The organism is Nocardia paucivorans NBRC 100373 (assembly GCF_000308675.1).
GTDB classification, from domain to species: Bacteria; Actinomycetota; Actinomycetes; order Mycobacteriales; family Mycobacteriaceae; genus Nocardia; species Nocardia paucivorans.
This window is the reverse complement of sequence record NZ_BAGE01000044.1, coordinates 84,413-109,187: the sequence shown is the minus strand read 5'-3', so window position 1 is coordinate 109,187 and position 24,775 is coordinate 84,413. Positions and strand designations below refer to the sequence as shown.

19 protein-coding genes and 1 pseudogene are annotated in these 24,775 nt (G+C 66.5%); 10 read left to right on the top strand and 10 right to left on the bottom strand.

Translation table 11 applies throughout. The features are described 5' to 3' along the window. Positions 1-18: 18 nt before the first annotated feature. The 3 genes from ON32_RS14910 to ON32_RS14900 are packed head-to-tail and all read right to left on the bottom strand — an operon-like array spanning position 19 to position 3,643. Positions 19-1,281 (bottom strand): glycosyltransferase family 4 protein, encoded by a 1,263-nt coding sequence (locus tag ON32_RS14910; protein ID WP_040791507.1) that lies wholly within the window; start codon positions 1,279-1,281, stop codon positions 19-21. Next, entirely contained in the window at positions 1,278-2,819 is a 1,542-nt protein-coding gene (locus tag ON32_RS14905; protein WP_040791506.1) for a 1,4-alpha-glucan branching protein domain-containing protein, read from the bottom strand. The genes ON32_RS14910 and ON32_RS14905 overlap by 4 nt, the downstream gene beginning before the upstream one ends. Beyond that, positions 2,816-3,643: a class I SAM-dependent methyltransferase gene (locus tag ON32_RS14900; protein WP_373284305.1), complete on the bottom strand. Its 828-nt coding sequence runs from the start codon at positions 3,641-3,643 to the stop codon at positions 2,816-2,818. Before ON32_RS14900 ends, ON32_RS14905 begins: the two co-directional genes overlap by 4 nt. A gap of 179 nt (positions 3,644-3,822) precedes the next feature. Between ON32_RS14900 and ON32_RS14895 the strand changes: the two genes are divergently transcribed. Continuing rightward, a complete protein-coding gene (locus ON32_RS14895; RefSeq protein WP_040791504.1) occupies positions 3,823-4,608 on the top strand; it encodes an electron transfer flavoprotein subunit beta/FixA family protein in 786 nt (261 codons plus the stop codon). 42 nt (positions 4,609-4,650) lie between these two features. After that, complete coding sequence (locus ON32_RS14890) at positions 4,651-5,607, top strand: electron transfer flavoprotein subunit alpha/FixB family protein (RefSeq protein ID WP_040791503.1); 957 nt, start codon at positions 4,651-4,653, stop codon at positions 5,605-5,607. Positions 5,608-5,813: 206 nt separating this feature from the next. Here ON32_RS14890 and ON32_RS14885 read toward each other — a convergent pair whose 3' ends face one another. Beyond that, on the bottom strand, positions 5,814-6,704 hold the full coding sequence (locus tag ON32_RS14885) for an SDR family oxidoreductase (protein ID WP_157224199.1): 891 nt from the start codon (positions 6,702-6,704) through the stop codon (positions 5,814-5,816). Positions 6,705-6,944: 240 nt separating this feature from the next. Here ON32_RS14885 and ON32_RS14875 point away from each other — a divergent pair, with 240 nt between their 5' ends. Beyond that, positions 6,945-10,226 (top strand): arabinosyltransferase domain-containing protein, encoded by a 3,282-nt coding sequence (locus ON32_RS14875; RefSeq protein ID WP_083874530.1) that lies wholly within the window; start codon positions 6,945-6,947, stop codon positions 10,224-10,226. A gap of 366 nt (positions 10,227-10,592) precedes the next feature. Then, positions 10,593-11,171 (top strand): hypothetical protein, encoded by a 579-nt coding sequence (locus ON32_RS14865; protein WP_040791500.1) that lies wholly within the window; start codon positions 10,593-10,595, stop codon positions 11,169-11,171. Between the two features lie 50 nt (positions 11,172-11,221). Here the strand turns inward: ON32_RS14865 and ON32_RS14860 are convergent, their stop codons facing one another. Further along, positions 11,222-12,409: a GDSL-type esterase/lipase family protein gene (locus ON32_RS14860; RefSeq protein ID WP_040791603.1), complete on the bottom strand. Its 1,188-nt coding sequence runs from the start codon at positions 12,407-12,409 to the stop codon at positions 11,222-11,224. Positions 12,410-12,832: 423 nt separating this feature from the next. Here ON32_RS14860 and ON32_RS14855 point away from each other — a divergent pair, with 423 nt between their 5' ends. From ON32_RS14855 to ON32_RS27100, 3 genes are read left to right on the top strand one after another with little or no spacing between them, the layout of a single operon-like run. Next, complete coding sequence (locus ON32_RS14855) at positions 12,833-13,201, top strand: hypothetical protein (RefSeq protein WP_051133262.1); 369 nt, start codon at positions 12,833-12,835, stop codon at positions 13,199-13,201. Beyond that, a complete protein-coding gene (locus ON32_RS27780) occupies positions 13,201-13,812 on the top strand; it encodes a DUF3558 domain-containing protein (protein ID WP_083874529.1) in 612 nt (203 codons plus the stop codon). Before ON32_RS14855 ends, ON32_RS27780 begins: the two co-directional genes overlap by 1 nt. Positions 13,813-13,814: 2 nt before the next feature. Next, a complete protein-coding gene (locus tag ON32_RS27100) occupies positions 13,815-15,164 on the top strand; it encodes a hypothetical protein (RefSeq protein WP_051133261.1) in 1,350 nt (449 codons plus the stop codon). A 479-nt stretch (positions 15,165-15,643) separates the two neighbouring features. Here the strand turns inward: ON32_RS27100 and ON32_RS14845 are convergent, their stop codons facing one another. Then, positions 15,644-16,501 carry a LysR family transcriptional regulator gene (locus ON32_RS14845; protein WP_040791600.1) on the bottom strand — a complete coding sequence of 286 codons (858 nt, stop codon included), beginning with the start codon at positions 16,499-16,501 and terminating at the stop codon, positions 15,644-15,646. 110 nt (positions 16,502-16,611) lie between these two features. Between ON32_RS14845 and ON32_RS14840 the strand changes: the two genes are divergently transcribed. From ON32_RS14840 to ON32_RS30690, 3 genes and pseudogenes are all read left to right on the top strand, one after another. Next, positions 16,612-17,925, top strand: coding sequence for an NAD(P)/FAD-dependent oxidoreductase (locus ON32_RS14840; protein WP_051133260.1), 1,314 nt, complete (start codon positions 16,612-16,614; stop codon positions 17,923-17,925). Positions 17,926-18,173: 248 nt separating this feature from the next. Then, a complete protein-coding gene (locus ON32_RS14835) occupies positions 18,174-19,001 on the top strand; it encodes a GNAT family N-acetyltransferase (RefSeq protein ID WP_040791499.1) in 828 nt (275 codons plus the stop codon). Between the two features lie 6 nt (positions 19,002-19,007). Then, positions 19,008-19,718, top strand: a pseudogene (locus ON32_RS30690) (lysophospholipid acyltransferase family protein); the annotation flags it as partial. Between the two features lie 286 nt (positions 19,719-20,004). On the opposite strand, the gene ON32_RS14825 reads toward ON32_RS30690, so the two are convergent. The 4 genes from ON32_RS14825 to egtD all read right to left on the bottom strand — a co-directional run bounded on the left by ON32_RS14825 (position 20,005) and on the right by egtD (position 24,181). Continuing rightward, the gene (locus ON32_RS14825) at positions 20,005-20,664 is read right to left on the bottom strand and encodes an endonuclease V (protein ID WP_040791498.1); all 660 of its coding nucleotides are present in this window, start codon (positions 20,662-20,664) and stop codon (positions 20,005-20,007) included. A gap of 122 nt (positions 20,665-20,786) precedes the next feature. Beyond that, positions 20,787-21,206 (bottom strand): hypothetical protein, encoded by a 420-nt coding sequence (locus tag ON32_RS14820; RefSeq protein ID WP_157224198.1) that lies wholly within the window; start codon positions 21,204-21,206, stop codon positions 20,787-20,789. A 456-nt stretch (positions 21,207-21,662) separates the two neighbouring features. Beyond that, complete coding sequence (locus tag ON32_RS14815; RefSeq protein WP_245551058.1) at positions 21,663-23,210, bottom strand: MFS transporter; 1,548 nt, start codon at positions 23,208-23,210, stop codon at positions 21,663-21,665. Further along, a complete protein-coding gene (egtD, locus tag ON32_RS14810; protein ID WP_040791496.1) occupies positions 23,207-24,181 on the bottom strand; it encodes an L-histidine N(alpha)-methyltransferase in 975 nt (324 codons plus the stop codon). Before egtD ends, ON32_RS14815 begins: the two co-directional genes overlap by 4 nt. Positions 24,182-24,775: the final 594 nt, after the last annotated feature.

Below are 24,775 nucleotides of genomic sequence, written 5' to 3'. Positions count from 1 at the left end.
CCGCGTGGGCGGCGGTCACTACAGCGGTCGGCCCGGGTCCCGTTCCGGAAGTGGGCGCTGTACGATCTCCGGCCGCCCCAGCGGGGTGCGCACCCGGCGTTTCGCGGACGTGTACACCTGAACGGTTTCGGTGGCCACCACATCCCAGGAGAAGTCCGCGGTGAGCCGTTCTCGCGCGGCGTAGGCACGTTGCTGCGCGCCGACCGGATCGTCGAGGACGGTCCGCACCGCCTCGACCAGACCGTCGATATCGGCGGGTTCGAACGAGGCCCCCGTCACGCCATCGATCACCGCTTCGCCGAGTCCACCCGCGGTGGAGGTCACCAGGGGGGTGCCGGCGGCCGCGGCCTCCAGCGCCACGATCCCGAACGGTTCGTAGCGACTCGGCAACACAATGGCGTCCGCGCCGTGCAACCAGCCGAGCAGCTCCTCATGGCCCAGCTGTCCGGCGAAATGCACCGCTCGGGCCACCCGGTGGGTACGCGCGCGTTCCCGCAACCATTCGAACTGGGTGCCGACCCCGGCCACGGTCAAGGTGGTACCCGGATGCGAGCGCCGGATGCGCGGTAGCGCGGCGATGGCATCCTGCACACCCTTCTCGTATTCGAGGCGGCCCACATACAGCAACTTCGGCGGCCCACTGCGGGGCAGCCGCGGACGGAACGTCCACGCCCCCACGTCTATCCCGTTGCGGATCACCGTCAGCGGCACGCCTTCGGGGCGATAGAGCCGTTCCACCTCGTCCTGCATGGACGCCGAACAGGTGATGAGTGCGTCCGATTCGTTGGCCAGCCACCATTCCACCGAGTGCACCTGCCGGTTCACCCGTCCGGCCACCCAGCCGCTGTGCCGACCGGCCTCGGTGGCGTGAATGGTGGATACCAAGGGCACGTCGTAGTACTCGGCCAGGGCGATCGCCGGATGCGCGACCAGCCAGTCGTGCGCGTGCACCACATCGGGGCTCCAGCCGTCGCCGATACCGGGTTTGTTCAACGCGATTCCGGCGCGCACCATGGCATGGCCCATAGCGAGGGTCCAGGCGAGCATGTCCTCGCCGAAATCGAAGACCGGTGGATCCTCGGCGACCGCCACCACCAGCACACCATCGGCGATATGGGAGGCCGTGGGATGCGTGGTGGCATCGGTGCCGGTGGGACGCCGGGACAGTACGACCACCTCGTGTCCGGCTGCGGCGAGTTCGGTGGCCAGGTGATGGACGTGCCGGCCCAGCCCACCGACCACGACCGGTGGGTACTCCCACGACACCATCAAGATCTTCATCGTTGTCCTTCTGCCGGGGTGACGCGCAGGCGCCGCGCGTCCAGGGCCGGAAACAGGCCGTCGGCCACGGCCCATCCTGCCGCCAATCGGCGGGCTTTGGCGAGCCGGCCGGATTCCACGGCCGCGGCGATCTCTCGAACCGCGTGCGCGTGCTGGTGCGCCCGTTCGCGCGCGTAACCGGCGGCGGAGTCCTTGCTCACCATGAAAGCCCAGTCGCTGGATACGGTGAGGATCGCCTCTCGCAGCAGTTGGTCGGCCACCGAGTCGCGGCCGGGCGCGGCGTCGCCGCGGAGTTTACCGATGGTGTCCAGGGTGAGCCCGACGATATCGGCATTGAGTTCCACCAGGTCACGTACCTGATCCCCGGCCCATACCCGCCAGTCCTTACCGGATCCCCAGGAGGAATCGGCGAGTTCCACCGGTTCGCCGACGAAACCGCGGTCCCGGGCGTCGGCCAGGGTGCCGACGGTGATCCCGGCCTCCGGCAGGGCGCGCAATACCTGGGCCAGCCATTGCGGCCCCTCGTGCCACCAGTGGCCGAACAGCTCGGTGTCGAAGGCGGCGACCACCAGGGCGGGCCGTCCGATGCGTTCGCTTTCGTCGATCAACCGTTCCCGCACGGTCCGCACGAAATCCGCCACATCGCGTTTCACGGCGGCGGCGGCGAGTTCCGGGTCGTAGGGCGCCTTGTCCGGCCCGGCGACGGTCTTACCGGTGACCCGGGACGGTTTCAGACCCGTGGCGTGGTCGTAGTGATGAAAATCACGGTAGGCGCCATGTCCTGGATATCCCGACTTCGGCGACCACACCCGGTAGCTGACCTGGAGGTCCCGACCGAACGCCAGAACCGACGAATCCCATACCGGTCGGCCCAGGGTGGTGTCGCCGCGCAGCGCCGGGCCGTCGACCATGAAATGTGTCACACCCGCGGCGGCGTATCCGGTCTCCATGCCAGGGGTGAAACCACATTCCGGGGCCCAGATTCCGGTGGGGGTGTGACCCCAGCGCAGTTGGGCATCGGCGAGTCCCTCGACCAGCTGGAACCGGCGTAACCGTTCGTCGAGCAATGGCTGGAACGGGTGCGCCAATGGGCCGCCGAGCAGTTCGATGGTGTCGGCGTCGAGGAGTTCCCGCCACACCGGGGCGGCCCCGTGTCGCCAGCGCTGCTCGAACTCCGTGAGTGCGGCGGTGGCCAGGCGGTGTTCGTGCCGCCCGAGCGCGATATTGCCCGCCATGGCCGCCTCGTCGGCGCGTAGTTGCCAATTGCCCAGCCAGTGGTGCATACCGGCCAGACAGTGCGGGTCGTCGAGCTGCGCCGCCAGCACCGGGGTGATGCCGAGAGTGAGCAGATGCGAGCGTCCCTCGGCGGCAAGGGTTCTCAGTGCGTCGACCACGGGAAGGTAGGAGGCGGCCCAGGACTGGTAGAGCCATTCCTCGCCGACCGGCCAGCGGCCGTGGTGGGCCAGCCAGGGCAGATGGGAGTGCAGGACCAGGGTGAACTGGCCGGGTACCGCGTCGGATGTTTGTGCGTTGCTCAAGGTTTCACCGCGATGGCCACCAGATCCAGGCTGGCATCGATGTCGTGCGTGGTCAGGTCGAAGTCGTCGATACCGACCGCGGCGACGTCGGCGGTCAGTTCGGCGGGCCAGGGTTGTCCGGCCAGGGCGCGTTCGATCTGGGCGTCGATGAACGAACCACCGTGCTTGGCGTCCAGGGCCCGCAGACTCGGTCCGTGGTGCACACCGCTCATCGACTCGACGCGGAATCCGGCCTCCACCAGCAGTTCGGTGAGTTCGCCGGCGTGGAGTTCACGAGTGTGGAAGGGGTTGAGCGGGGTATCCCGGCCAGGGGAGAACGTGATCCGGTTGGGTGTGCTGATCAGCAGTTCGCCGCCGGGCCGCAGGACCCGCAGACATTCGCGCAGAAAACGCGCCTGATCCCAGAGGTGTTCGATCACTTGGAAGTTCACCACCACGTCGACGGTGTCGGCGGCGAGCGGCAGATCGGCCAGATTGCCGCGCAGCATCGCCACGCGCGGATATCGCGCGCGCACATGCGCGGCCGCGGTGCGGTCGTAGTCCAGGCCCACGACCCGCTCGGCGACCGACGCGATCATGTCCGCGCCATAGCCCTCGCCCGACCCGGCTTCCAGGACCACCTTGCCGACGCAACGATCCAGCAGTCGGGCGTACACGACCTCGTGCCGGCGGAACCAGTAGTTCTCCTCGGCTATCCCGGGGACGGTGCGTTCACCGGTCAGCGGAAGCGGTTCGACAGCGGCGCTGTCGGTGGGGGTGTCGATATCGGTGGGTGTGGCGGGAAGCACGGCCTCGCTCATCCCACTGACGTTACTGGTAGACATCGCCGGGCGGGCGGTCGGAGGGGTCGCCGGCGCGCCCTCCGCTACACTCGACAAGTAAGTTACCCACGGGTAACTTAACGTAGGGTAATGTCTCGCCCTGACCTACCCACAAGGACGTACGGCCGCCCGGATCGTGCGACCGCCATCAGGTAACCAGAACAGGAGGTCGACGAAGACCGATGCCGAACATCGTCGTACTCATCAAGCAGGTTCCCGACACCTGGTCCGAGCGCAAGCTGACCGACGGTGACTACACCCTCGACCGCGAGGCCGCCGATGCGGTGCTCGACGAGATCAACGAGCGCGCCGTCGAGGAAGCTCTGCTGCTCAAGGAGGCCCAGGGCGGTGAGGTGACCGTGCTGTGTGCCGGTCCCGACCGTGCCACCGAGGCCATCCGCAAGGCGCTGTCCATGGGTGCCGACAAGGCCATCCACATCAACGACCCGGCCATCCACGGCTCCGACGCGGTGCAGACCGCATGGGTGCTGGCCGGTGCGCTGGGCCAGGTCGAGGGCGTCGAGTTGGTGATCGCCGGTAACGAGGCCACCGATGGTCGCATGGGCTCCGTGCCCGCCATCATCGCCGAATACCTCGGAATTCCGCAGCTCACCCACCTGCGCAAGCTCACCGTCGACGGTGACAAGATCACCGGTGAGCGGGAAACCGACGAAGGCGTGTTCAAGCTGGAGGCCACCCTTCCGGCCATCGTGAGCGTCACCGAGAAGATCAACGAGCCGCGCTTCCCCTCCTTCAAGGGCATCATGGCCGCCAAGAAGAAGGAAGTGCAGACCTTCACCCTGGCCGACCTGGGTATCGACCCGTCGACCGTCGGTGTGGAGAACGCGGGCAGCACCGTCACCGCCTCCACCCCGAAGCCGCCGCGCACCGCGGGCGAGAAGATCGCCGACGAGGGCGACGGTGGCACCAAGATCGCCCAGTACCTGGTCGCCCAGAAGATCATCTGACCCGCGCCCCTACCGGTCGAGAAACTTCAGGAGATTAAGACAATGGCAGAAGTACTTGTGCTCATCGAGCACGCCGAGGGTGCGCTCAAGAAGGTCAGCACCGAACTGCTCAGCGCCGCCCGGACCCTCGGCGAACCGTCGGCCGTGGTGGTCGCCGCCCCCGGCACCACCGACAAACTCGCCGACGCCCTCGCCGCCGCCGGCGCCGAGAAGATCTATGTCGCCGAATCCGACGACGCCGAGAACTACCTGGTGACCCCGAAGGTCGACGTGCTCGCCGGCCTGGTGGAATCGGCCTCGCCCGCCGCCGTGCTGGTCGCCGCGTCCGCCGAGGGCAAGGAGGTGTCGGGTCGCCTGGCCGCCCGCATCGGCTCCGGCCTGCTCTCCGACGTCATCGCCGTGAACCCCGACGGCTCCGCGGTGCACTCCATCTTCGGTGGCGCCTACACCGTCGACGCCAAGGCCAACGGCGACGTCCCGATCATCTCGGTGCGTCCGGGCTCGATCGAGGTCAATGCCCAGGCCGGTGCCGGCGAGAAGGTGACCGTCGAGGTTCCGGCGCAGGAAGAGGGCGTCGTGAAGATCGTCTCCCGCGAGCCCGTGGTGGGCGGTGACCGTCCGGAACTCACCGAGGCGAGCATCGTCGTCTCCGGTGGTCGCGGCGTCGGCTCCGCCGACAACTTCGCGGTGGTCGAAGCGCTGGCCGACTCGCTCGGCGCCGCCGTCGGCGCCTCCCGCGCCGCCGTCGACTCCGGCTACTACCCGGGCCAGTTCCAGGTCGGTCAGACCGGTAAGACGGTCTCGCCGCAGCTGTACATCGCGCTCGGTATCTCCGGTGCCATCCAGCACCGCGCAGGTATGCAGACCTCGAAGACCATCGTCGCCGTCAACAAGGACGAGGAAGCGCCGATCTTCGAGATCGCCGACTACGGCATCGTGGGCGACCTGTTCAATGTCGCTCCGCAGCTGACCGAAGAGATCAAGAAGCACAAGGGCTGATACGCGGTTTTCCGCGCACGGTTCGCACAAACGCCCGGTGGGTCCGCCCCCGCCGGGCGTTTGTCGTTATCGGGCACCATCCGGGCGTTCGTGGTCCCGCCGGGTGACCGGGGCAGATGGTCGTCGGTCGTCTCGTTCCGAGCGAGAATCCATACCTGACAACGTATTCCGGTGTACACGTGGGTGGTCGCGGATGGGGGCCGCCCCTACCCGACCTGCGGTGTCGAACCGCTTCGGGACGGTTCCCGGCCGACGGCGGCGGATGTGCCGAAGGAGGCCAGAATGGTCTCCGTTCGGGTACGGGCGGCCTGGGCCATCTCCGGATGGGTGGTGACATAGATCTGGTTCGACTCGATCGCCGCGATGATGATCTCTGCGGCCCGCTCGGTGGATACGAGGTCCTTCGCCATCTCCTCGACATGCTGTGCCAGGGGCGCGAGCTTCTCCGCCAGCTCGGGAGGTAACGCGCGGGTCGCGTCGTTTCGCGCGCGGGAGTCGGCCACGCCGTCGATCAGGTCGCGCATCATCCGGGTGTCCACCGGACCCGGGCACACCACGGTGACATGCACTTCGGGTGCGAGAAGCTCCAACTCCGCGTGCAGGGCCTCCGAGATCGACAGGACCGCGTGCTTGCTCGACGAGTACGGGGCGCCGAACGGTCCGGTCGTGAGCCCGGCCAGCGAGGAGGTATTGACGATATGCCCCCGACCGGCCGCGATCAGATGTGGGACGAATACGTGGATTCCGTTCACCACGCCCTCCACATTGACCGACCACAGTCGACGCCATTGCGCCGGATCGATCTCCCAGCAGGGACCGCCGGTCGTGATACCCGCGTTGTTGACGAGGAGGTCGACCCGGCCGAACACCTCCAGTGTCCGATCCGCCAATCGCCGGACCTGATCGAGGTCGGCGACGTCGGTCGGTATCGCCAGGGTGGGTTCGCCGATTTCCCCGGCGAGCCGCTCGAGTGGTTCGGCATCGATATCGGCGAGAACCACCCGCAGGCCCCGACCGGCGAGAGCGGTGGCGAGTGCCCTCCCGATTCCGTTCGCGGCGCCGGTGACGACCGCGACCTGCCCGGCTTCCAGCTCCATGGACAAACCTTCCTGTAGGGATGTCACCTACTCGTCCGCATACCGGAGAGTAGACCGGTATCGCCGCGGATCGGTGGCGACGAGCCCGTATGGTCGTATTGCCCGCGAAACGAAGCCGGATCCGTGACCGGTGGCGCGGCCGGTCGCCGCGTGCTCGTCGGGCCGCAGGCGTCTACGGTAGCTCCGGCACGGCCGGTGGTGGCCGACCTCGTCGAAATCGGTCAACTACGATCACCGCCTGTGGCTGACACTGTGATCCGGGCGGTGCGGCCGTCCGTGGGCGAACCCGAGCGCCGACCCACGCAGCGGAGCGGACTGCCGGGATGGGTCCGTCCGGTCGTATGGATCGCGGGTGCGCTGGGCGCGCTGCTCGCGGTGGTGCTCCCATTCCTGCCGGTCGAGGTGGAGTCCGCGGCGGTGACCTGGCCGGAGGCCGGCACGACGGACAATATCGAGGCGCCGCTGACCGCCTACGCACCCGCCGCGCTGTCGGCCCGCATTCCCTGTGCGGCGTTCGCCTCGCTCACCGATAGCGGAGGTGTCGCCGTCTCGACCGTGCCGCGGCAATCGCCGGATATGGAACGGTACGGGTTCGTGGCGAAGGTTGTCGCCGATACCGCCGACCGCCCGGGGCGGGTCGATATCGTCTCCCGGAACAGACTGCTGTGGTCGACCCCATTGGAATACGTTCGCGGGCGGGACTGCTCGATCGCGGTGGAGATGTCTGCGGCGCGCACCGTGATATCGGTGAACGGGTCGGCGGATGCCGGTAATACGGTCGACGCCGATCTGCGTCCGCAGGTCGTGGGTGTGTTCAGCGAGCTGACCGTCGTGCCCGGCGATATGCGCGTCGATATCGATGTCGACTCGCGCTTCGCCACCTCGCCGACCCTGTGGAAAACCATCGTGATCGCGGTGTGTGTGCTCGCGACCGCGATCGCGCTGATGGCATTGCACCGTCTGGACGGTGTCGACGGTCGACGGACCCGCCGATTCCTGCCCGAGCATTGGTGGCGGTTGCGGCCTACCGATTGGGTGGTGTTCACCACCCTGGTGGTGTGGCATTTCATCGGGGCCAATACCTCCGACGACGGTTACATCCTCGGCATGGCCCGGGATGCCCGCAATTCCGGATACATGTCGAACTACTACCGGTGGTTCGGTGTCGACGAGGGCCCGTTCTACACCCCCTACACCGATGTCATCTCCTGGTTGACGCATGTGTCGACGGCGAGCCCGTGGGTTCGACTGCCGAGCCTGCTGGTCGCCGCGCTCACCTGGTGGGTGATCAGCCGCGAGGTATTGCCGCGCCTCGGCCGGGCCGCGCACCGCGACAAAGTGGTGGTGTGGACCGCCGCTCTGGTGTTCCTGGCGTTCTGGCTGCCGTACAACAATGGATTGCGGGCCGAACCGTTCGTGGCGACAGGTGTCGTTCTCACCTGGGTCTCGGTCGAACGGGCCCTCGCCACCCGTCGGCTGCTGCCCGCCGCGGTGGCGATCATCGTCGCCGCCTTCACTCTGACCGTCGCCCCGTCGGGTCTGATCTGTATCGGCGCGCTGCTGGCGGGGGCGCGGGGACTGGTCGAGATACTCGTGCGGCGCGCGCGGATCGTCGGGTACCCCGCCCTGCTGTTGCCGGGACTCGCCGCGAGCCTGGTCGTCCTGAGCGTGGTGTTCGCCGATCGCACCCTGGCGGCGGTACTCGAAATGGTGCGGGTACACGGGCGGATAGGTCCGGGCGAACCATGGTTCTTCGAAGTCCTGCGCTACCAATACCTACTGCAGCTCAATGCCGACGGCTGGCTCACCCGACGGTTCGGCATGTTCGTGATGCTGTTGGGTCTGGTGGTCTGCGTGGCGACAATGCTGCGTCGCGGCGGGCACATCCCGGGGACGGCGGTGGGACCGTCGCGACGCGTCCTCGGCATCACCGTCGCCGCCATGGCGCTGATGATGTTCTCCCCCACCAAATGGACCCATCAGTTCGGGGTTTTCGCCGGGCTCGGCACCTGTGTCGCCGCCCTGACCGCCGTCGCCGTCGATCCCCGGGTCATGCGGCCGCTGCGCAACCGCGCGCTGTTCGCCGCCGCGGTCTTCTTCGCATTGGCCATGACCTTCGTGGGCGCCAACGGCTACTGGTATGTGTCCTCATGGGGAATCCCCTGGTGGGACAAGCCCCCCACCCTGGCGGGGACGGGTCTGTCGACCGTGGCGGCGGCCGCGGCGCTGGGCGCGCTGGCCGTGGCCGCCTGGTTCCATATCCGGCCGGATACGCGTCCCCGACGCATCCACCGACCATTGGCCCGGATACCGATCCTGGCGGTCGTGTCGGCGGGCATGGTGGTGTTCCTGATGCTGTCGTTCGTCAAGGCGGCCCTCGCCCAGTACCCGGCGTATTCGCTGACGAAATCCAATGTGGCCGCGGCGTTCTCCGGTGGATGTGGTCTGGCCGACGACGTACTCGTGGAAACCGACCCCAATGCGTCCATGCTGCGTCCGCTGTCCGGTGATATCGCCACCGCCCTGGCCGGAACCGAGTCCACCGGTTTCGATCCGAACGGTGTCGCCCCGGTGCTGACCTCCGACGAGGTGGAATCCACCACCGGCCGCGCCAACTCCGTCTCCGACAACCCCGACGAACTTCGCGACGCCGCCCGCTCGGCGGGCTCCCAATCGGACACCTCGCAGGGCACCGGGGTCAATGGCAGCGGCGCCGCCCTGCCCTTCGGGCTCGACCCCGCGAGCACCCCCATCCTCGGCAGTTACCGGGACGGCGACCAGACCCCCGCCACTCTGACCACCGGCTGGTACGGGCTCCCCGACGCCACCACCGGCGGCCGCGGCGAGATCATCGCCATCGCCGTGGCCGGTCGGATCCGCTCCGTCGACTCCGACGGTATCGAGCACTACGGCCAAAGCCTCGAACTCGAATACGGCCGCACCAACCCCGACGGCAGTGTGCAGGCCCTGGGACGGGTGCTTCCCATCGATATCGGACCCGCCCCCATGTGGCGCAATCTGCGTGTACCGTTGGACCGGTTGCCCGGTGATGCCGACGCCGTACGTCTGGTGGCCGACGACCGGGACCTGAACCGGGACCAATGGCTCGCGGTCACCCCGCCGCGCGTTCCACAGACCACCACCCTCAACGACCTGGTCGGCTCGCGCACCCCCGTCCTGCTCGACTGGGCCGTCGGCCTGAACTTCCCCTGCCAGAACCACCTGCCCACCCGATCCGGTGTCTCCCAACTACCCGAATACCGCATCCTGCCCGACCGCAACGGTGCCACCATCACCAATCTGTGGCAGGGTCACGACGGCGGCGGCCCACTCGGCTGGACCCAGTTGCTGTTCACCGCCCGGACCCTGCCCGCCTATCTGAACGACGACTGGGATCGCGACTGGGGTTCCATCGAGCGATTCATCCCGCTCGACCGCGACGCCAGACCCGCCCGGATCGTGCGCAACACGGTACGGCGAGGGGGAATGTGGAGCCCCGGACACATCATCACCGCCTACTGACGCGACAGGCCGGGAACTCCCCGGCGGACACACAACCGGATGACTCGGAACCGCAGCGCGAGAACATCGACGGGAACCGACCGATCACCACTCGTCATTGCCGGGTCGGAACGTGAGAACACCGGAGAGCAGCCGGATTTCACCAGAGAGAAAATCTTCGGATGCGCAGTGTAGTCCGCGCACGGTACAGGATCGGCAGCTCGAGTTTCGATCGAAAGGGGGCCGGTGATCAGCACTCCGTATCCACCGCCGGGGTTCTCCGGTGGACACGCTCGCCCGGGGTATCCCGGTGGGTCCGCCGCCGTGCCGCCACCGCCGGGGATCCCGGGCCATCCAGGGACTCCGTACTCGCCACCGATTGCGGGAATGCCCGGTCCGGCGGCCTTCGCGCCGTACGGGCGGGTCCCCGGCAGACCCAACGGTAGTACCGCCACGGCAGCCGGCTTCCTGGGAATTCTGGTCGCGGTAGTGGCCGGTGTCGGGGTGGTTATCGCCCTGAACCAGGCGGATTCGCTCCGGCTGGAGGACAAGGACTCGTCTGTGGTCACCAACCTGCGCGGGTTGGCCGCGGTCGAAGGTGTGCTCGCCTTCTTGTGGTTCGTGGCCGGCATGCTGCTGTTGCAGTGCAAACCCGCGGGTCGAATCATGCTGATCGGACTCTCGGTGGTCGGCAGCCTCGGCAGTCTCATCTCCATCGTCGTCGGTCTCGCACTCGGGGTCCCGCTGACCGCGGTATCCGGAGGGCTGATCCTGACACTGGGCATACTGGTGGTGAGTCTGTGCCTCTCCCCATCGACCACACGATGGTTGGAAGCCGGGCCGATGCCGCCGCCATTCCGGTATACCGGTCCGGTCGGGCAGCCACACATCTACCCGCCCCCGAACCATATGCCCTGGGGGCAGCCCCCTTCGCCGCCTGCGGAGCCCGGACCACCGCCGGTGTGATGCTTCTCGACCCGACGGCGCGCGGAAGCCCGCCCCGTCGCGCCGTCCGCTCAGCACTTCCGGTCCGCCGCGAACGGTCCGCCGTTGCCGAAAACCACCTTGGTGAAACGTTCCCCGATGAGCCGATGGGTGGCGGCGTCGGGATGCAATCCATCGGGTAGCGGCAGTTCGGCGAAATCCTTCGGACCGTACAACTGCAAACCGTCGAGATAGTGCAGATTCGGATCCTCGGCCGCCCGCTGCGCCACGATCCGGGACAGCTCTTCCCGGATCACGGTGAGCGTCAACTTCCCCTCGGCACGTTCGCTCGGATCACCGGTGGCCCGGAAGCGCAACTTCCCGGCGCGCAGCGCCTCCAGATCGAATGCGCCCGGGCCGGGAGTGTCCTCGTGAATCGGGCAGTAGAAAGGCGATACCACCACCAACGGTGTGGTGGGATGGCCTTCCCGAATGGTGTCGAGGAATCCGTGCACCGCCGAAGCGAAGGCCCGTACCCGCATCACATCGCTGTTGACCAGATTGATGCCGATCTCGAGACCGATCAGATCGGCGGGTGTGTCGCGGATGGTGCGGGCGGTGAACGGGTCGAGCAGAGCGCTACCGGCCAAACCCAGGTTGATCAACTCGACCCCGTCGAGGCCGGCCGCCACGGCGGGCCACGTGCTCGACGGACCGGCGGCATTGGAACCCTGGCTGATCGAACTGCCGTGATGCAACCACACCCGACGATCCGTCCCCACGATCGGCTCGATCTCGGCGTCGGTGCGCAAGGCGACCAGTTCGGTGGTCTCGTTGTACGGCAACCAGATCTCGACATCCTTGACCCGATCGGGCAAACCCGTGAAACGGAGTGTGGCAATACGGCCCGAACGGTTCTCCACGGAACCGGTCATCAGATCGATGAGTTGCACCCGGCCGTCGGTGGTGAACACCCGGTCGAGACGATGACCATCGACCACCAGGTCGTATCTGCCCGCCGGGCGCGGTGGAGCGCCCACATAGACACGCTTGTCGGGCAGGGTGTCGAGTTCGATGGCCGTGGCGCGAGTACGGAATACCACCCGTACCCCGGAAGGCTGCGACTCCGCCATGGCCAACTGCGGGTCCGAGCACTGGGCCCGTGCCCACGCCGGTAGTCGATGCGGTAACACACCGTGCTCGGTGCGCTCCAGCTCGAGAGCGCCGCGCAGGAGATCCGGAGTGATGGACGTGCTGATCCAGCAGGGGTCGGTGTGCATCGTCTCTACCTGTTGATCGGAGTCGGGACGGTCTGTTGATACCACCGGTCCCGAACGGCGTCGGGCGCGGGCGATGGGCCGGAGTGTGCGGTGGAGTGCCGATACAAATCCGGACAGGGCGATCGTGGCGCGCATCGCAGCAGGTGACGGGGTATGTGTCCCGGCTCGGTGCTCTCGGGGTGGTGGGGAGAGGAGCAAGGAAAGGGTGTCTCCTATGGGTCGGTTCGGCAGCGTGTCCTCGCGGTGCGCCGGTCGGGGCGAGACGCGGAATATGCCGGCACCGGTGTGGGGCTCGGTGGTTCCTCGAGGATGTCGAGCGTGGTATCGGAACCGTCGCGGTGAGCTGGGACCCCATGCGACGGAACCCGAAGTGGCCGTGGCGCGTCCGATACAGTGAGTGCAGTTCTATGAAGGGTGGGTGCTGTGGACGTCGGGCAGGGGCAGGCCGCCGAGCTATGGCAGCAGGCGGGGGCGGGGACTTTTCGCATGGAGCCGGAAGCGGCTCGTCGGTGCGCGGAGGTGTTCCAGCGGTTCGCAGAGAGCCTGGACGAGCAGGTACGGAAGGCCGAGGACACTCGCCGAGCCGAGGGTTTTGGTGGGTTCCAGTCGGCGATCCAATTACAGGCCGGGTTCAAGACAAAGGGCGAGAAGCTGAAAGAAGCCTTGGAAGGGGCACAGGAGGCGGCTCTACGAATGGCAGCCGCCTACCTGAGGGCAGGGCAGTTGTTCGAAGAAGCCGATGATATGAACCGCCAAGCGATGATGTTGGCTGGGGAAGGAATACCGGAATAATGCGGTATATCGGTGTCGTTGTCGCTGTAGTTGCGATAATGGCCACTAGTTGTTCGGGAGAATCGAGTCAGGCCGCTATAGAGCCATCACCCATCTCTTCTGCAGAGCGGACTGTATCACCATCACGGCCCACGTTGACAGCGCCTGATCTGCAGCCCCCCGCTCAAGAAGGCGAGTATGTCAACAAGGACCGGCCGGATGTGGTATTCGATCCGTGTACGTGGATTGGTGATGACACCATTCGAGAAGCCGGTTACGATCCGGCGACGCGTAGCCGTGGAGATGACTGGCTGGCCGAATGGACTTTTCTGATCTGTCACTTTGATTCCGAACTGATCAACCTTTCTGTCATGTCTGGAAATGTGACCTTGGAAGAAGAGATTGCCAAGAACGGTTCATGGCAGAAACCGACCACTGTCAACGGTCGTGAAGCAACATTCGGGCGTGAGCCCGGGCAGAATACTTGCACCATAAACATGCGTACAGCTGTGGGAGTGGTGTTCGTGAACCAGATGCTGACGTTGAAAGGGCGTACGCAGGGCGCTGATCCATGTCAGGGGATCGAGAAGACGGCGGCGCTGATCGAAAAGGAGATCGGAGAAGGGAACTGACTGTGGGAGACAATACTTCCCAAGAGTTGTGGATTCCCGCACCGCAGCTCAACATTTCTCCGGAAGCCATGCAGTCGCGGGTTCTTTCACGTCGCTATCAGGACGGGGTCGCGAGTACTCAGGGTGATCTCACACATGATTCCCAGGACCCGCCCTATATCTCCTCGATGGAGCATTTCGAGGGGCTGTCGCACGAGGAGATCCATAACAACGTCAAGGTCATGAACATCGGTGCCATCACCGAGCTGGGGAAGAAGTGGATCGATATCGCCGATGCCATGAGCGCCAAATCCCTGGGTTCTCGACTCGCAATGCATCGGGCATTGTCGGATGGTTTCTCCGGTGAGTTCGCCGCGGCTGCCGAGGCGGCGGCGGATCGGTTCTTCGACGGGGTCGAGAACCTGCAGCGGGTGGTGCGAGCGGTCGGGTATCGGATCGAGTCGGTGGCACACGGCGCCGATGTGGTGAAGAAGTCGGTGCCACCACCACCCACTCGAGTGGCGTCGACGGATGGCAAGTCGGATAAGGCCGAACAGATCACCCAGATAATAGTGGGCGCCACGTCACCATCGGATTCTGCTGCCTTCGAGCGGCAGAAGGAGGAGATGCGGCAGGTCGCGATCGGGGTGATGAACTCGGTGTACAAGCCGACCTATCAGCCCGCGGGTGAAGGTGTGCCGACTTTCGTTCCCGTGTCTGCCCCCGGGGACGACCCGACGGGTTCGGTGCCGGGGACCACCGGACCGTCCCCGTCCGGTCCGGGTTCGAACGTTCCGGGATCGACCACCGGAACCCCTACCACCACATCGCCGGGACAACCGAATTCGCAACAAACCGGCATCGAAGACCCGCAGACCGTCGCCGCCAATACCACGCAGGCCGGCACCACCGGCCAGAGTCCGACGACCCAAACGGGCACGAGCCCCGGTACGACCCCGAGTGACACACCGCGCGGCATCCCCACCGGCACACCGACGGTAACCGGAACCCCGTCCCGTCCGGGGATTCCGAGCCGTCCCGGCGTTCCGGGGCGGACGGGCACACCGCAGGTTCCCGCACCCGGTCGCAGTGTGCCCGGCGCACCGGGCATCCCTGGTGCGAACACGCCGGCGGCGGCCGCCGCGTCCAGGACCGCTCGCCCCATGGGGATGTCCGGTATGCCGGGGATGATGTCGCCGGGTGGCGCTCGACGCGGTGGTGACGATGAGTCCGAACGCAAGACGCCGGACTATCTGATCGGCGACCGGCAGGAGGAATTGTTCGGTCCGCCGCAGCGGACGGTTCCGCCCGCGCTCGGGGCCGATGCCCCGGCCGCCAATCCGGCCTCGACCGACGATGATTTCTATCGATGACCACGAGGTCTGCTCGAAAAATGGTGTAACCCGGTTGCTTTCGTTCGGCGGGAGTCCGTCCGAGAAGGTGATGTCGAAGGCGGGGAACCGCACGAACTCCGACCGGAGGGGCGAACGGGTGCGAACCGCAATGGGATATCCGATGTCTTCGTAGCGGTTCCGCCGCAATCGTCGCCTTGCCGGCCTCAGCGGTCGCTGTCTATGCGGGGACGGGGCTCAGGTCGTATCGGTTGTCTCGGGAACTGTGTGACGATCCAGGACAGGGTCGTGGCGATCGGCGAATCCGTAGAATCGTCCGTCCCCGTTCCACCGAGCGGCTCGAGCAGGGGGGTTCGTCTACGAAGAGGTGTCTACGCAGAGGTAATGGCCACCCGAGGCACCGGCCCGGCCGCCGCCCGGTTTCGGTGCTTTCGGCGTATTCCGCTGGTACCGGTCATTCGGCTCACGGTTGCGGGGTGTCCTCCGTGTCGAGCGGGGGGCTATGCGGAATGTAGGGCGTTCAACAGGGTGGTCAGGATGGGGGACCGGCGGGTATCCGAGCGTATGACCGCGGAAACCGGTATGCGCAGACGGTGGTCGGCGAGGGTCATGGTGGCGATTCCCTCGGTGGGGCTGTTGGCGTAGAGCACCGTCCAGGCGTCGGGGTGGTTGATGAGTTCCATGGTGGCGGTGTGGTCGGGGGGGATGGGTGGGCCGTAGGTGGGGCCGACGGCCAGGTCGGCGAAGGCGTTGCGGATCACCGTGTGCAGCAGGACCTGTTCGGATTCGGGGGGCAAGAGCAGGGGGTAGTTGCCGAGTTCGTGCAGGGTGACGTCGGTGCGGCCGGCGAGGGGATGGGCGGGGGCGGTGGCGAGCATGAGGTCTTCGACCCAGAGTTGCTCCACGGTGAGGCCGGGCTGATCGACGCTGCCGCGAATGAGGGCCAGGTCACAATCGCCATCGGCGACGGCGGATATACGCTGGCGGAAGGGTTTGATGACGAATTCGATCTCCGCACCCGGGTGGGCTTCGCGGGTTTCCGCGATGGCAGACAGGGAGCGGGTGGCGAAGGACATATTGGCGGCCAGTCGGATTCTCGGTCCGGAGGTGCGCACGGCGGCCCGGATGGCGGATTCGAGGCTGAGCATCTGTTTGGCCAGGGGTAGGAGCTTGGTGCTGGCATCGGTGGGGGAGACGGAGCGGGTCGAGCGTTCGAAGAGTTGGACGCCGAGGTCGTGTTCCAGACGGGCGATCTGATGGCTGATCGCCGACTGTGAGATAAAACACCGTGCCGCAGCCCGGCTGAAACTGAGCTCTTCACACACCGCGACGAAGTACGTGAGCTGGCGAAGTTCCACATCGACCTCCATTTATGAGCGATCCAGATAAGAGTCTTCATAATTATGCGCTCTGAAGGTCGAAATATCTCTGTCGATAATTACGGTTCGTAATGGTGAAGGAGGCTGTAATGCAGAAAAGGCAGAACATCGCTGCGGTCGACACCGGAACCGAGTACGCGGATGTCGTCATCGTCGGATCGGGTTTCGGTGGGCTCGCCGCCGCCAAACAGCTGGCCAAGTCGGGTGTGGACTATGTATTGATCTCGAGCACGCCGGAACACCTGTTCCAGCCGTTGCTCTACCAGGTCGCCACCGGGGTGTTGGCGTCCGAGGAGATCGCGCCTCCTATTGCGGGGATTCTGCGTCGGCACCGGGAAGCCGATGTGCGGTTGGGCAAGGTCGTCGGAATCGACCCGGACATCGCCGAACTCACCTATGACACCCCCGAGGGCACCCGGCGTATCCGCTACGGTTCGCTGATCGCCGCCACCGGTGCCAGCCAGTCGTACTTCGGACGCGACGATTTCGCCGACAAGACCTACTCGCTGAAAACCATCGATGACGCCAAGCTGTTGCGGGCCCAGATCGCACGGGTTTTCACCGAGGCCCGCACGGCCGACGAGCGGACCCGGGCCAAACTGCTGAGCTTCGTGGTGGTCGGCGCGGGTGCGACCGGTGTCGAGGTGGCGGGTCAGCTCACCGAACTGGCCAAACGCCACTACAAGCAGGATGTTTCGGTGACCCTGGTGGAAGGCGCGGGTGAGGTGCTGCCCCCCTTCGGCGGCGGGCTGTCGGCATATGCGAAGAAATCGTTGAGCCGCAGCGGGGTGGAGGTGCTGCTCGGCACCTTCGTCACCGATATCGAGGACGGCAAGGTGACCGTCAAGGACAAAAGCGGTGTCGAGCGGCAGATCGAGGCCGAGACCATCGTGTGGTCGGCCGGTGTGCAGGCGGGTGGGTTCGCGGCCCTGTTGGCCGAGGCCACCGGCTGCGAGACCGATCGGGCCGGGCGGCTGCTCGTCAACCAGGACCTCACCGTCGGCGGCTACGCCGATATCTACGCCATCGGCGATATGACCTCGCTCAACGGTTATCCCGGTCAGTCGCCGGTGGCCATGCAGGAAGGACGACACGTCGCCGACATCATTCGCCGCAAAACTCTTCCCGGCACCCCGTTCGTGTACTGGGACAAGGGCAGCATGGCGGTGATCAGCCGGTTCAGCGCGGTCACCAAACTCAACGACCGCATCAAGTTCCGTGGTGTCATCGCCTGGTTCATGTGGTTGGCGGTGCACCTGTTCTACCTGGTGGGGTTCCGGAACCGGTTCATGGCCGTGCTCTCGTGGCTGGTGGCGTTCATCGGGACGGGACGGCCGGGATTCGCGGAGGTCGAAAAGGAGGCCAAGCAGCGGCCGGCGGAGCGAACGCACGCCGCGGCGTGAGCATCGTGCCCGGATCACGGTGGGGGAACACGGCCTACGCCGGATCGGTCGGTACGAGGTGTGTGGACCGAGTCGGCGCACATCCGCTCGGCTCGCGCTGTTCGAAGAAGCCGGCGTGGACCCGCGGCGAACGATTGCCGACGCCGTGGTGAACGTCGGGTGTGACCCACATCTCGTTCACCGAGTCGGCATGGACGCGACACTCGGCGGATGCTCCTACGCAGGATACGGCCGGTCTGCTTACGGGTATGGCTATCACGTCCCTGCCGACCGCCCCGGTCCGATCCGCGGACAGCGGGCGATCGAGGTCCCGATACACACTGGTCGTCTCGTCCGATGCCGAGCATCGCAGGGCGGCCCAACGGCTACGCTACGACGTCTTCGCCGCCGAACCCGGGTTTCGTATTCCCGATAACGGCACCGGGCTCGACGCCGACCACTTCGACGAGTACTGCGATCACCTACTGGTCCGCGATGAACCGACCGGCGAGTTCGTCGGCTGCTACCGAATGTTGCCGCCGGACAAGGCCGTCGTTGCCGGCGGATACTACACGGCCACCGAATTCGATCTCACCGCCCTGAATCCCACCGGTATACGGGTTGTGGAGATGGGCCGTGCCTGCGTGGTTCCCGAACACCGAAACGGTTCGGTGCTCACCCTGATGTGGGCGGGGATCCTGCACTACATTCGGCTCACCGGATACGAATGGGTGATGGGTTGTGTCTCGGTGCCCATGCGGGACGCACCGGCCGATCCGATCGGCGTGAACGTGCGGGGTGTGCGGGACCATGTACTGGCTCGGCACGGCTGTGATCCCGCGCGGCGGGTGCGACCGTATCGCCCGGTGACGGTGGGCGGTCGCTCGTTGGACGAGTTGCCTTCCCCGCTGCGCCCGAAACTGCCGCCCCTGCTTCGGGGATATCTGCGGCTCAATGCCGAAATTTGTGGTGAGCCGGCGCACGACCCCGATTTCGCGGTTGCGGACTTCGTGGCGCTACTCGGCCTGGCGACCATCAACACCCGATATCTCGACCGGTTGCGTTGTGCCGCCGCGGCCTTCGACGGTGGGCGGTGAATTCCGATGGTATTCCGGTCGGAGACGGTCGAGCAGGCCAGGTCGGCGGTTGAGCACACCACCGAAACCGCGCCGGCGGCGCCCTCGCACGCCTGGATGCCGACGAGCCCCTGCGGGCCCGGGTGCGCGCGATCCACCGGGAAGGTGGGGGTGCTGCGTATCGCCGGGCGAGTGGTGACCGTGCTCGCGGTGTCGGTGATGTATCCGCTGGTTCATCTGCTGACTCCGGTCGGTCTGCGTTCCGGTGTGCAGCGGCGTTTCGCTCGGTTCCTGTTGCGCGGTTGCGGTATTCGCCTTCGGGTGGTCGACCTACGGGTCTCGGTGGACGACGAGGCCGGCGGCCGAGTCGTATCGCGGATGCGGAAGCGGGTTCCGCGATACGCGGAGCCCGGGAGCGGGGTTCTGGTCGTTGCCGGACATATCGGTTGGACCGATATTCTCACTATGGCCGCCGTGCAACCGCTCGGATTCGTCGCTCGGGCGGATCTCATCGACTGGCCGCTGTTGGGATGGTTGGCCCGATGGATGCGGGTGGTGCCGATCGATCGGGAACGGTTGCGTCGCCTGCCCGAGGTGGTCGACCAGGTTTCGAAACGATTGGCGGCCGGGGAACGGATCGGTGTCTTTCCCGAGGGCACCACCTGGTGTGGGCGCGCCCATGGTCGCCTGCGGCCCGCTCTTCTCCAGGCCGCGATCGATACCGACACCCCGGTGCAGCCCATTCGGCTGCGCTATCTCGATCGGTGGGGAAACTGTTGCACAGCAACGAGTTTCGCTGGAGACGATACCTTCGTGGTATCGGTGTTGCGGGTGCTGCGGTCGCGCGGGGTCACCGCGGAACTGGTGTTGGCGCCACTCGAACGACCGGGAAACGACCGCCGGGAGCTCGCGTTGCGCTGCGCACGCGCGGTGTGGGCCACGGATCCGACGGATACGGTACCCGTCGCGGCGAATCTTCCTGCGGGTGAATCGCTTCGCGCGGCTCGACCTTCCCGATTCGGTTTCAGAGGACACGGCCGAGATGGTCTGCGGTTCGGGTGGTTTCGGGCAGGCGGTATCTACGGGCGAGGCGCAGGACGAGATCGCAGGCGGTATCGAGATCGGTGCGGTGACCGACCGAGACGAAGACCGGTTTGACATTCGGTTGGGTGCGCAGGGCGCGGCCGACCGGTTCGCCGTCCAAGAACACGGGGGTGTGTTCGCCGCGCTGGGGACCGGGTTGTTCGTAGGTTCCGATAGCGGTTTTGCCCACGCCGATACTGGGGAGATCGGTGAGCACACCGAGATGACAGGCGAGCCCGAATCGTCGGGGATGGGCCAGACCGTGGCCATCGCAGACCAGAATATCGGGGTCGACGCCCAGTCGGGTGAGGGCCCGGAGCAATGGTGGAGCTTCCCGGAAGGCGAACAGACCGGAAATATAGGGGAATTCGGCGGAGCCGTGGACCACGGAGGTGTCCAGAACCTCCAGGGTCGTCACATCCACAACCGTGACCACGGCGATGAGCCGGTCGTCGTCGCGATAGGCCACGTCCAGGCCGGCGGCCGTCCGGATCCCGGTCGGTCCGGGCTCGACGCGGACCAATCGGCGCAGACGCTGCTGAACGGCCAGGGCCTCCTGTTCGGTCGATGGCCATTCGTGCAGGTTCCGAACGGTGATCATGGGGCGATGGTATGCACCGGTGGTTACGGATCGTTGCCGTGGAGCGGCACGCGGTGTCCGATCCGAGGCGGTTCACCGGGGATGAGGCGCCTCGGATCGGATGCGGTGATCTGCGGGAGAGATCAGAAGGCGCTTCCGGTCCACGGGAGCGGGAACGGGAGCACCAGCGGTGGCAGCAGGATGGGCGGGGGCGGCGGGGGCAGCAGGTTCGGGGCCGGCGGGAGGTTCCGCGGCGGGTTGGCGTGATGGCCGTGACGACCCCGGTTCCAGTCCCGGTCGCGCCGGTCGCGGTCGTGCCGGTCGCGGTCGTGCCGGTCGCGGTCGCGGTCGCGACGACCATTGTGCAGGCGAGAGTGGTCGTGCGGGTCCCTGTGTTGGCGGGAATGGTCGTGCGGGTCCCTGTGTTGGCGGGAGTGGTCGTGGGGGCTGGTGGGCCGGTTGTTGTTGCCGCGGCCCTTGCCGGGACGGTCGATATTGTCGAGTTGGATGCCTGATGGGGCTGCCGGGGTCTCGGCGAGTGCGGAGACGGAGACGGTCGCCATCGGTACGACGGTAAGTATGGCGGTGGTCGCGATACGGACGAGTGTGCGTCGCGCCCGGGGGTAGGTCGAATTCATCGGGGTCCTCGTTCGGTTGTCGCCGCCGGGGGTCCGGAATATCCGGGGTGTAGGGCACTGCACCGGCGTGCTCTGACATCGAATACCGTACCGTTAAATAACGGCACGTTCAATAATGTATGTGTATTTTCTCGATCAGAGCGGGGAAGTGGAAACGCGCCGGACCGCGGAGACCCGCGCCCCGCGGCCGATGATGGGGTGAAGAGTACAAGGAGGCCCCGAATACCGCGCCGGCCCCCCGGTTCCAGGATTTTCCCCGCCGCATGTCGAGTGGTCGGGGTCCGGCGGGTCGGGTGGGTCGGCGCGGTCGGTATCGAATACGGCAAAGAGCGCCGAGGAGATGAATGGCCCATTACCCGGGCGATGGTGCCGGAATTCGATTCATCCGAAGTCGCCCGCGGGTTCGGGGCCACAGTGCTCGGCCGTTTCGTCGGGTCGGTCGGGTATTTCGGCACTTTCCCGGGTATGGATATCGCCATCGGTGGTGGTCGCGGTGACCGCTTCCGTGGCCGATCGCTTCCGTGAGCACGTTTCCGGTCGGGGCATGAGCGCGGCCGACAGAGCGGCGCCGGCGAGGAAGAACCCGGAACAGATCCACACCGCGATCCGGTAACCGGTCCCGAAAGCCCCGGAATCGGTCAGCGGTGTGTCCGTGATCCCCGCCATTCCGGGGACGGCGGCGACCGCGAGCAGATGTCCGGTGCGGGCGATCGCGTTGTTGATTCCCGATGCCGTGCCCGCATGCGCGGCGGGCACGGCATCGAAGACGGCACCGGTCAAGGGCGCGACGAAGATCGCCTGTCCCAGGCCCAACAGCAGGAGCCCCGGCAACACATCGACGAGATATCCGGCATCCGGGCCGATCTCGGCGAGCAGCAGCGCGCCCGCCGCGGTGACGGCCAGACCGACGGCCATGGGCCCACGGGCTCCGCGGCGCTGTGCATACCGGCCCGCCCGGGTCGAGCCCACGAGCAGAACCGCGGTGACCGGTACCGTCGCCGCACCCGCACCCGCACCCGCGGGCGAGTATCCGACCACGATCTGCAAGCACAGTGCCAGCAGGAACAGCACACAGCCCAGCGCCGCGTATACCGGAAGGGTGACCAGATTGACGACGGTGAACGCGCGGGAAGTGAACAGCGACGACGGTATCAACGGGTTACGGCCGCGACCCTGGGCCGAGAGCACCGCGCACAGCAGGACGGCGCCGAAACCGGCCCACCACCAGCGGGTCGCGATCAATCCATAGGTCGATATGCCCAGTGGTAATACCAGCAGCAGCGCACCCATCGCGTTCACCCGCGGTCTCGCCGGCGGATCGCAAGATTCGGGAACGTGGCGCAGCGAGATCGCCACCACGATCGCCGCCAAGGGGATATTGACCAGGAAGGCGGTGCGCCAACCCCCCGCCTCCACCAGCCACCCCCCGACGACGGGCCCCGCCACTCCGGCGATTCCGCCGAGGCCCGCCCACATTCCGATCGCCGCCCCGCGATCGCGCGGGTCGACGGCCGCCGCGATCAACGCCAGACTCGCCGGGGTCACCAACGCGCCGCCCACTCCCTGGAGGACTCGGGCGCCGACGAGTGCGATAACACTGTCGGCGAGCCCGCATCCCAGCGATGCCGCCGCGAACAGTACGGTGCCCGCGACGAACACCGCGCGCCGACCGAACCGGTCGCCGAGTGCCCCGCCGACCAGGATCAGCGAGGCCAATGACAGCAGATAGCCGCTGAGCACCCATTGCAGGCCCGCCATCCCGGTCCCCAGATCGGCTCCGATCCTGGGTACCGCCAGGGTGACCACGGTGGCGTCCAGCGATACCAGTCCCGAGCCCAGGACGGTGGCCGCCATGAGCCGGCGTCCGGAACCGCTGTGCAGCCTGATCAATTCCCCCGTCGATACGCCGCGAATCGATGGGGTGTTCATCTGTCGGCGAGCATCAGCGCGAATCGGTGGTCGGGATCGGTCCGCACCTGGCGTACCAGGAATCCGGCAGCGGCCAGTTCGGCGCGGAATGCGTCCGGCCGGAACTTCGCCGAGATCTCGGTGCGTAGCTGCTCGCCCTCGGCGAAATCGACCACCAGATCGAGATCGGGAATTGTCACCCGCATCGGTTTCGTGGCGGACAAGCGCATTTCGATCCATTCGTTATCGGGATCCCATATCGCGATATGGGCGAACCCGAGCGGATCGAAATCGGCTCCCAGGCGGTCGTTCACCACCTGCAGCACATTGCGGTTGAACTCCGCCGTGACGCCCTCCGCGTCGTCGTAGGCGGGCACCATAACAGCGGGATCGGTGACCAGACCGATGCCGATCAGCAGTTGTTCGCCCGGCTCGAGCACCCCGTGCAATTCACCCAGGAAGGTGGTGCGTTCGAGCGGCGGCAGATTGCCCAGGGTGCCGCCGAGCAGGGCGACCAGTCGACGGTCGCCCTGCGGTAATGCCGAGAGCATGGTGGTGAAATCGCTGACGATCCCGTGGATGGACAGCTTTGGGAACTCTTCGCCGATCCGGTCGATCGCAGCCCGTAACGCGCTCTCGGAGACATCCTGCGGTATGTAGGAGCACAGCGATCCGTGTGTGCTCAGCGCGGTCAACAGCAGTCGTGTCTTCTCCGAAGACCCCGAACCCAGTTCCACCAGTTCGATTGCCTCCGAGGCGTGGCGCGCGATCTCATCCACACAGGAACGCAGCAGCATCCGTTCGGTGCGGGTCGGGTAATACTCGGGGAGCTCGGTGATGAGATCGAACAGTTTGCTGCCCCGGGCGTCGTAGAACCATTTGGGTGGGAGCCATTTCTGCCGAGCGGACAGGCCTCGGAGTACATCGGCCCGCAGCTGCTCGCGAAGATCGGACTCGGTGAGCTGAATATCGAAGGTGGGTGCGATAGCCATTGGATTCCTCTCTTTCCACGGCTGTCGCCGGAAAACAGGGCTGCCGTGTCGAGGAACCCGCCATCGCGGGGCGAATATCCGAATTCCGAAACGGACGCCCCCTCCGGTGGGCCGTGCTCCTCCGGTCGAGGCCGGAGTGCGGACAGTTTACGGCGCAAACCCGATGTTTGCTCGGGATGCGCCGCCGGCCGGTCGGCGGCGCGGTTTCCCGGTGGTTCGGCCTGGACGCTCGTGGATCGAATCGGTGTGCCGGCCAAGAGATGGCGCGCTCGATACCTGCCTCATGTGTCCCGATATCGCGATCGGGCGCAGCTCGGGATACGAGGTGGATCGGGTGGGCGGCGGCGTCATTCCGATGTACCGCCGGGGCCGTCCGTCGCCGACCCTTCCGGGGACGGACGGGGGATGGGCGCTCGGTCTCCAGCGGGGCCGGCCGCCGTTGTTATGTGGGTCGGGGCTCGGGGTGCCGGCGGCATTCCTCGGGAGGCGGTAAGAGCTGCGGAGTCGGTGCCCCGGGGGAGAAACCGGGACGCGTTCCGGCTGTGGCCGTAGATCCGGCTGTGGCCGTAAAGGTGCGGCCCCGGACGGCTCGGT

Excerpts from the sequence above, each read along its gene's own strand:
- ON32_RS14910 (WP_040791507.1), bottom strand. The coding sequence starts at position 1,281 with ATGAAGATCTTGATGGTGTCGTGGGAGTACCCACCGGTCGTGGTCGGT.
- ON32_RS14900 (WP_373284305.1), bottom strand. The coding sequence starts at position 3,643 with ATGTCTACCAGTAACGTCAGTGGGATGAGCGAGGCCGTGCTTCCCGCC.
- ON32_RS14895 (WP_040791504.1), top strand. The coding sequence starts at position 3,823 with ATGCCGAACATCGTCGTACTCATCAAGCAGGTTCCCGACACCTGGTCC.
- ON32_RS14890 (WP_040791503.1), top strand. The coding sequence starts at position 4,651 with ATGGCAGAAGTACTTGTGCTCATCGAGCACGCCGAGGGTGCGCTCAAG.
- ON32_RS14885 (WP_157224199.1), bottom strand. The coding sequence starts at position 6,704 with ATGGAGCTGGAAGCCGGGCAGGTCGCGGTCGTCACCGGCGCCGCGAAC.
- ON32_RS14865 (WP_040791500.1), top strand. The coding sequence starts at position 10,593 with ATGCCCGGTCCGGCGGCCTTCGCGCCGTACGGGCGGGTCCCCGGCAGA.
- ON32_RS14860 (WP_040791603.1), bottom strand. The coding sequence starts at position 12,409 with ATGCACACCGACCCCTGCTGGATCAGCACGTCCATCACTCCGGATCTC.
- ON32_RS27780 (WP_083874529.1), top strand. The coding sequence starts at position 13,201 with ATGCGGTATATCGGTGTCGTTGTCGCTGTAGTTGCGATAATGGCCACT.
- ON32_RS14840 (WP_051133260.1), top strand. The coding sequence starts at position 16,612 with ATGCAGAAAAGGCAGAACATCGCTGCGGTCGACACCGGAACCGAGTAC.
- ON32_RS14835 (WP_040791499.1), top strand. The coding sequence starts at position 18,174 with ATGGCTATCACGTCCCTGCCGACCGCCCCGGTCCGATCCGCGGACAGC.
- ON32_RS14825 (WP_040791498.1), bottom strand. The coding sequence starts at position 20,664 with ATGATCACCGTTCGGAACCTGCACGAATGGCCATCGACCGAACAGGAG.
- ON32_RS14820 (WP_157224198.1), bottom strand. The coding sequence starts at position 21,206 with ATGGCGACCGTCTCCGTCTCCGCACTCGCCGAGACCCCGGCAGCCCCA.
- ON32_RS14815 (WP_245551058.1), bottom strand. The coding sequence starts at position 23,210 with ATGAACACCCCATCGATTCGCGGCGTATCGACGGGGGAATTGATCAGG.
- egtD (WP_040791496.1), bottom strand. The coding sequence starts at position 24,181 with ATGGCTATCGCACCCACCTTCGATATTCAGCTCACCGAGTCCGATCTT.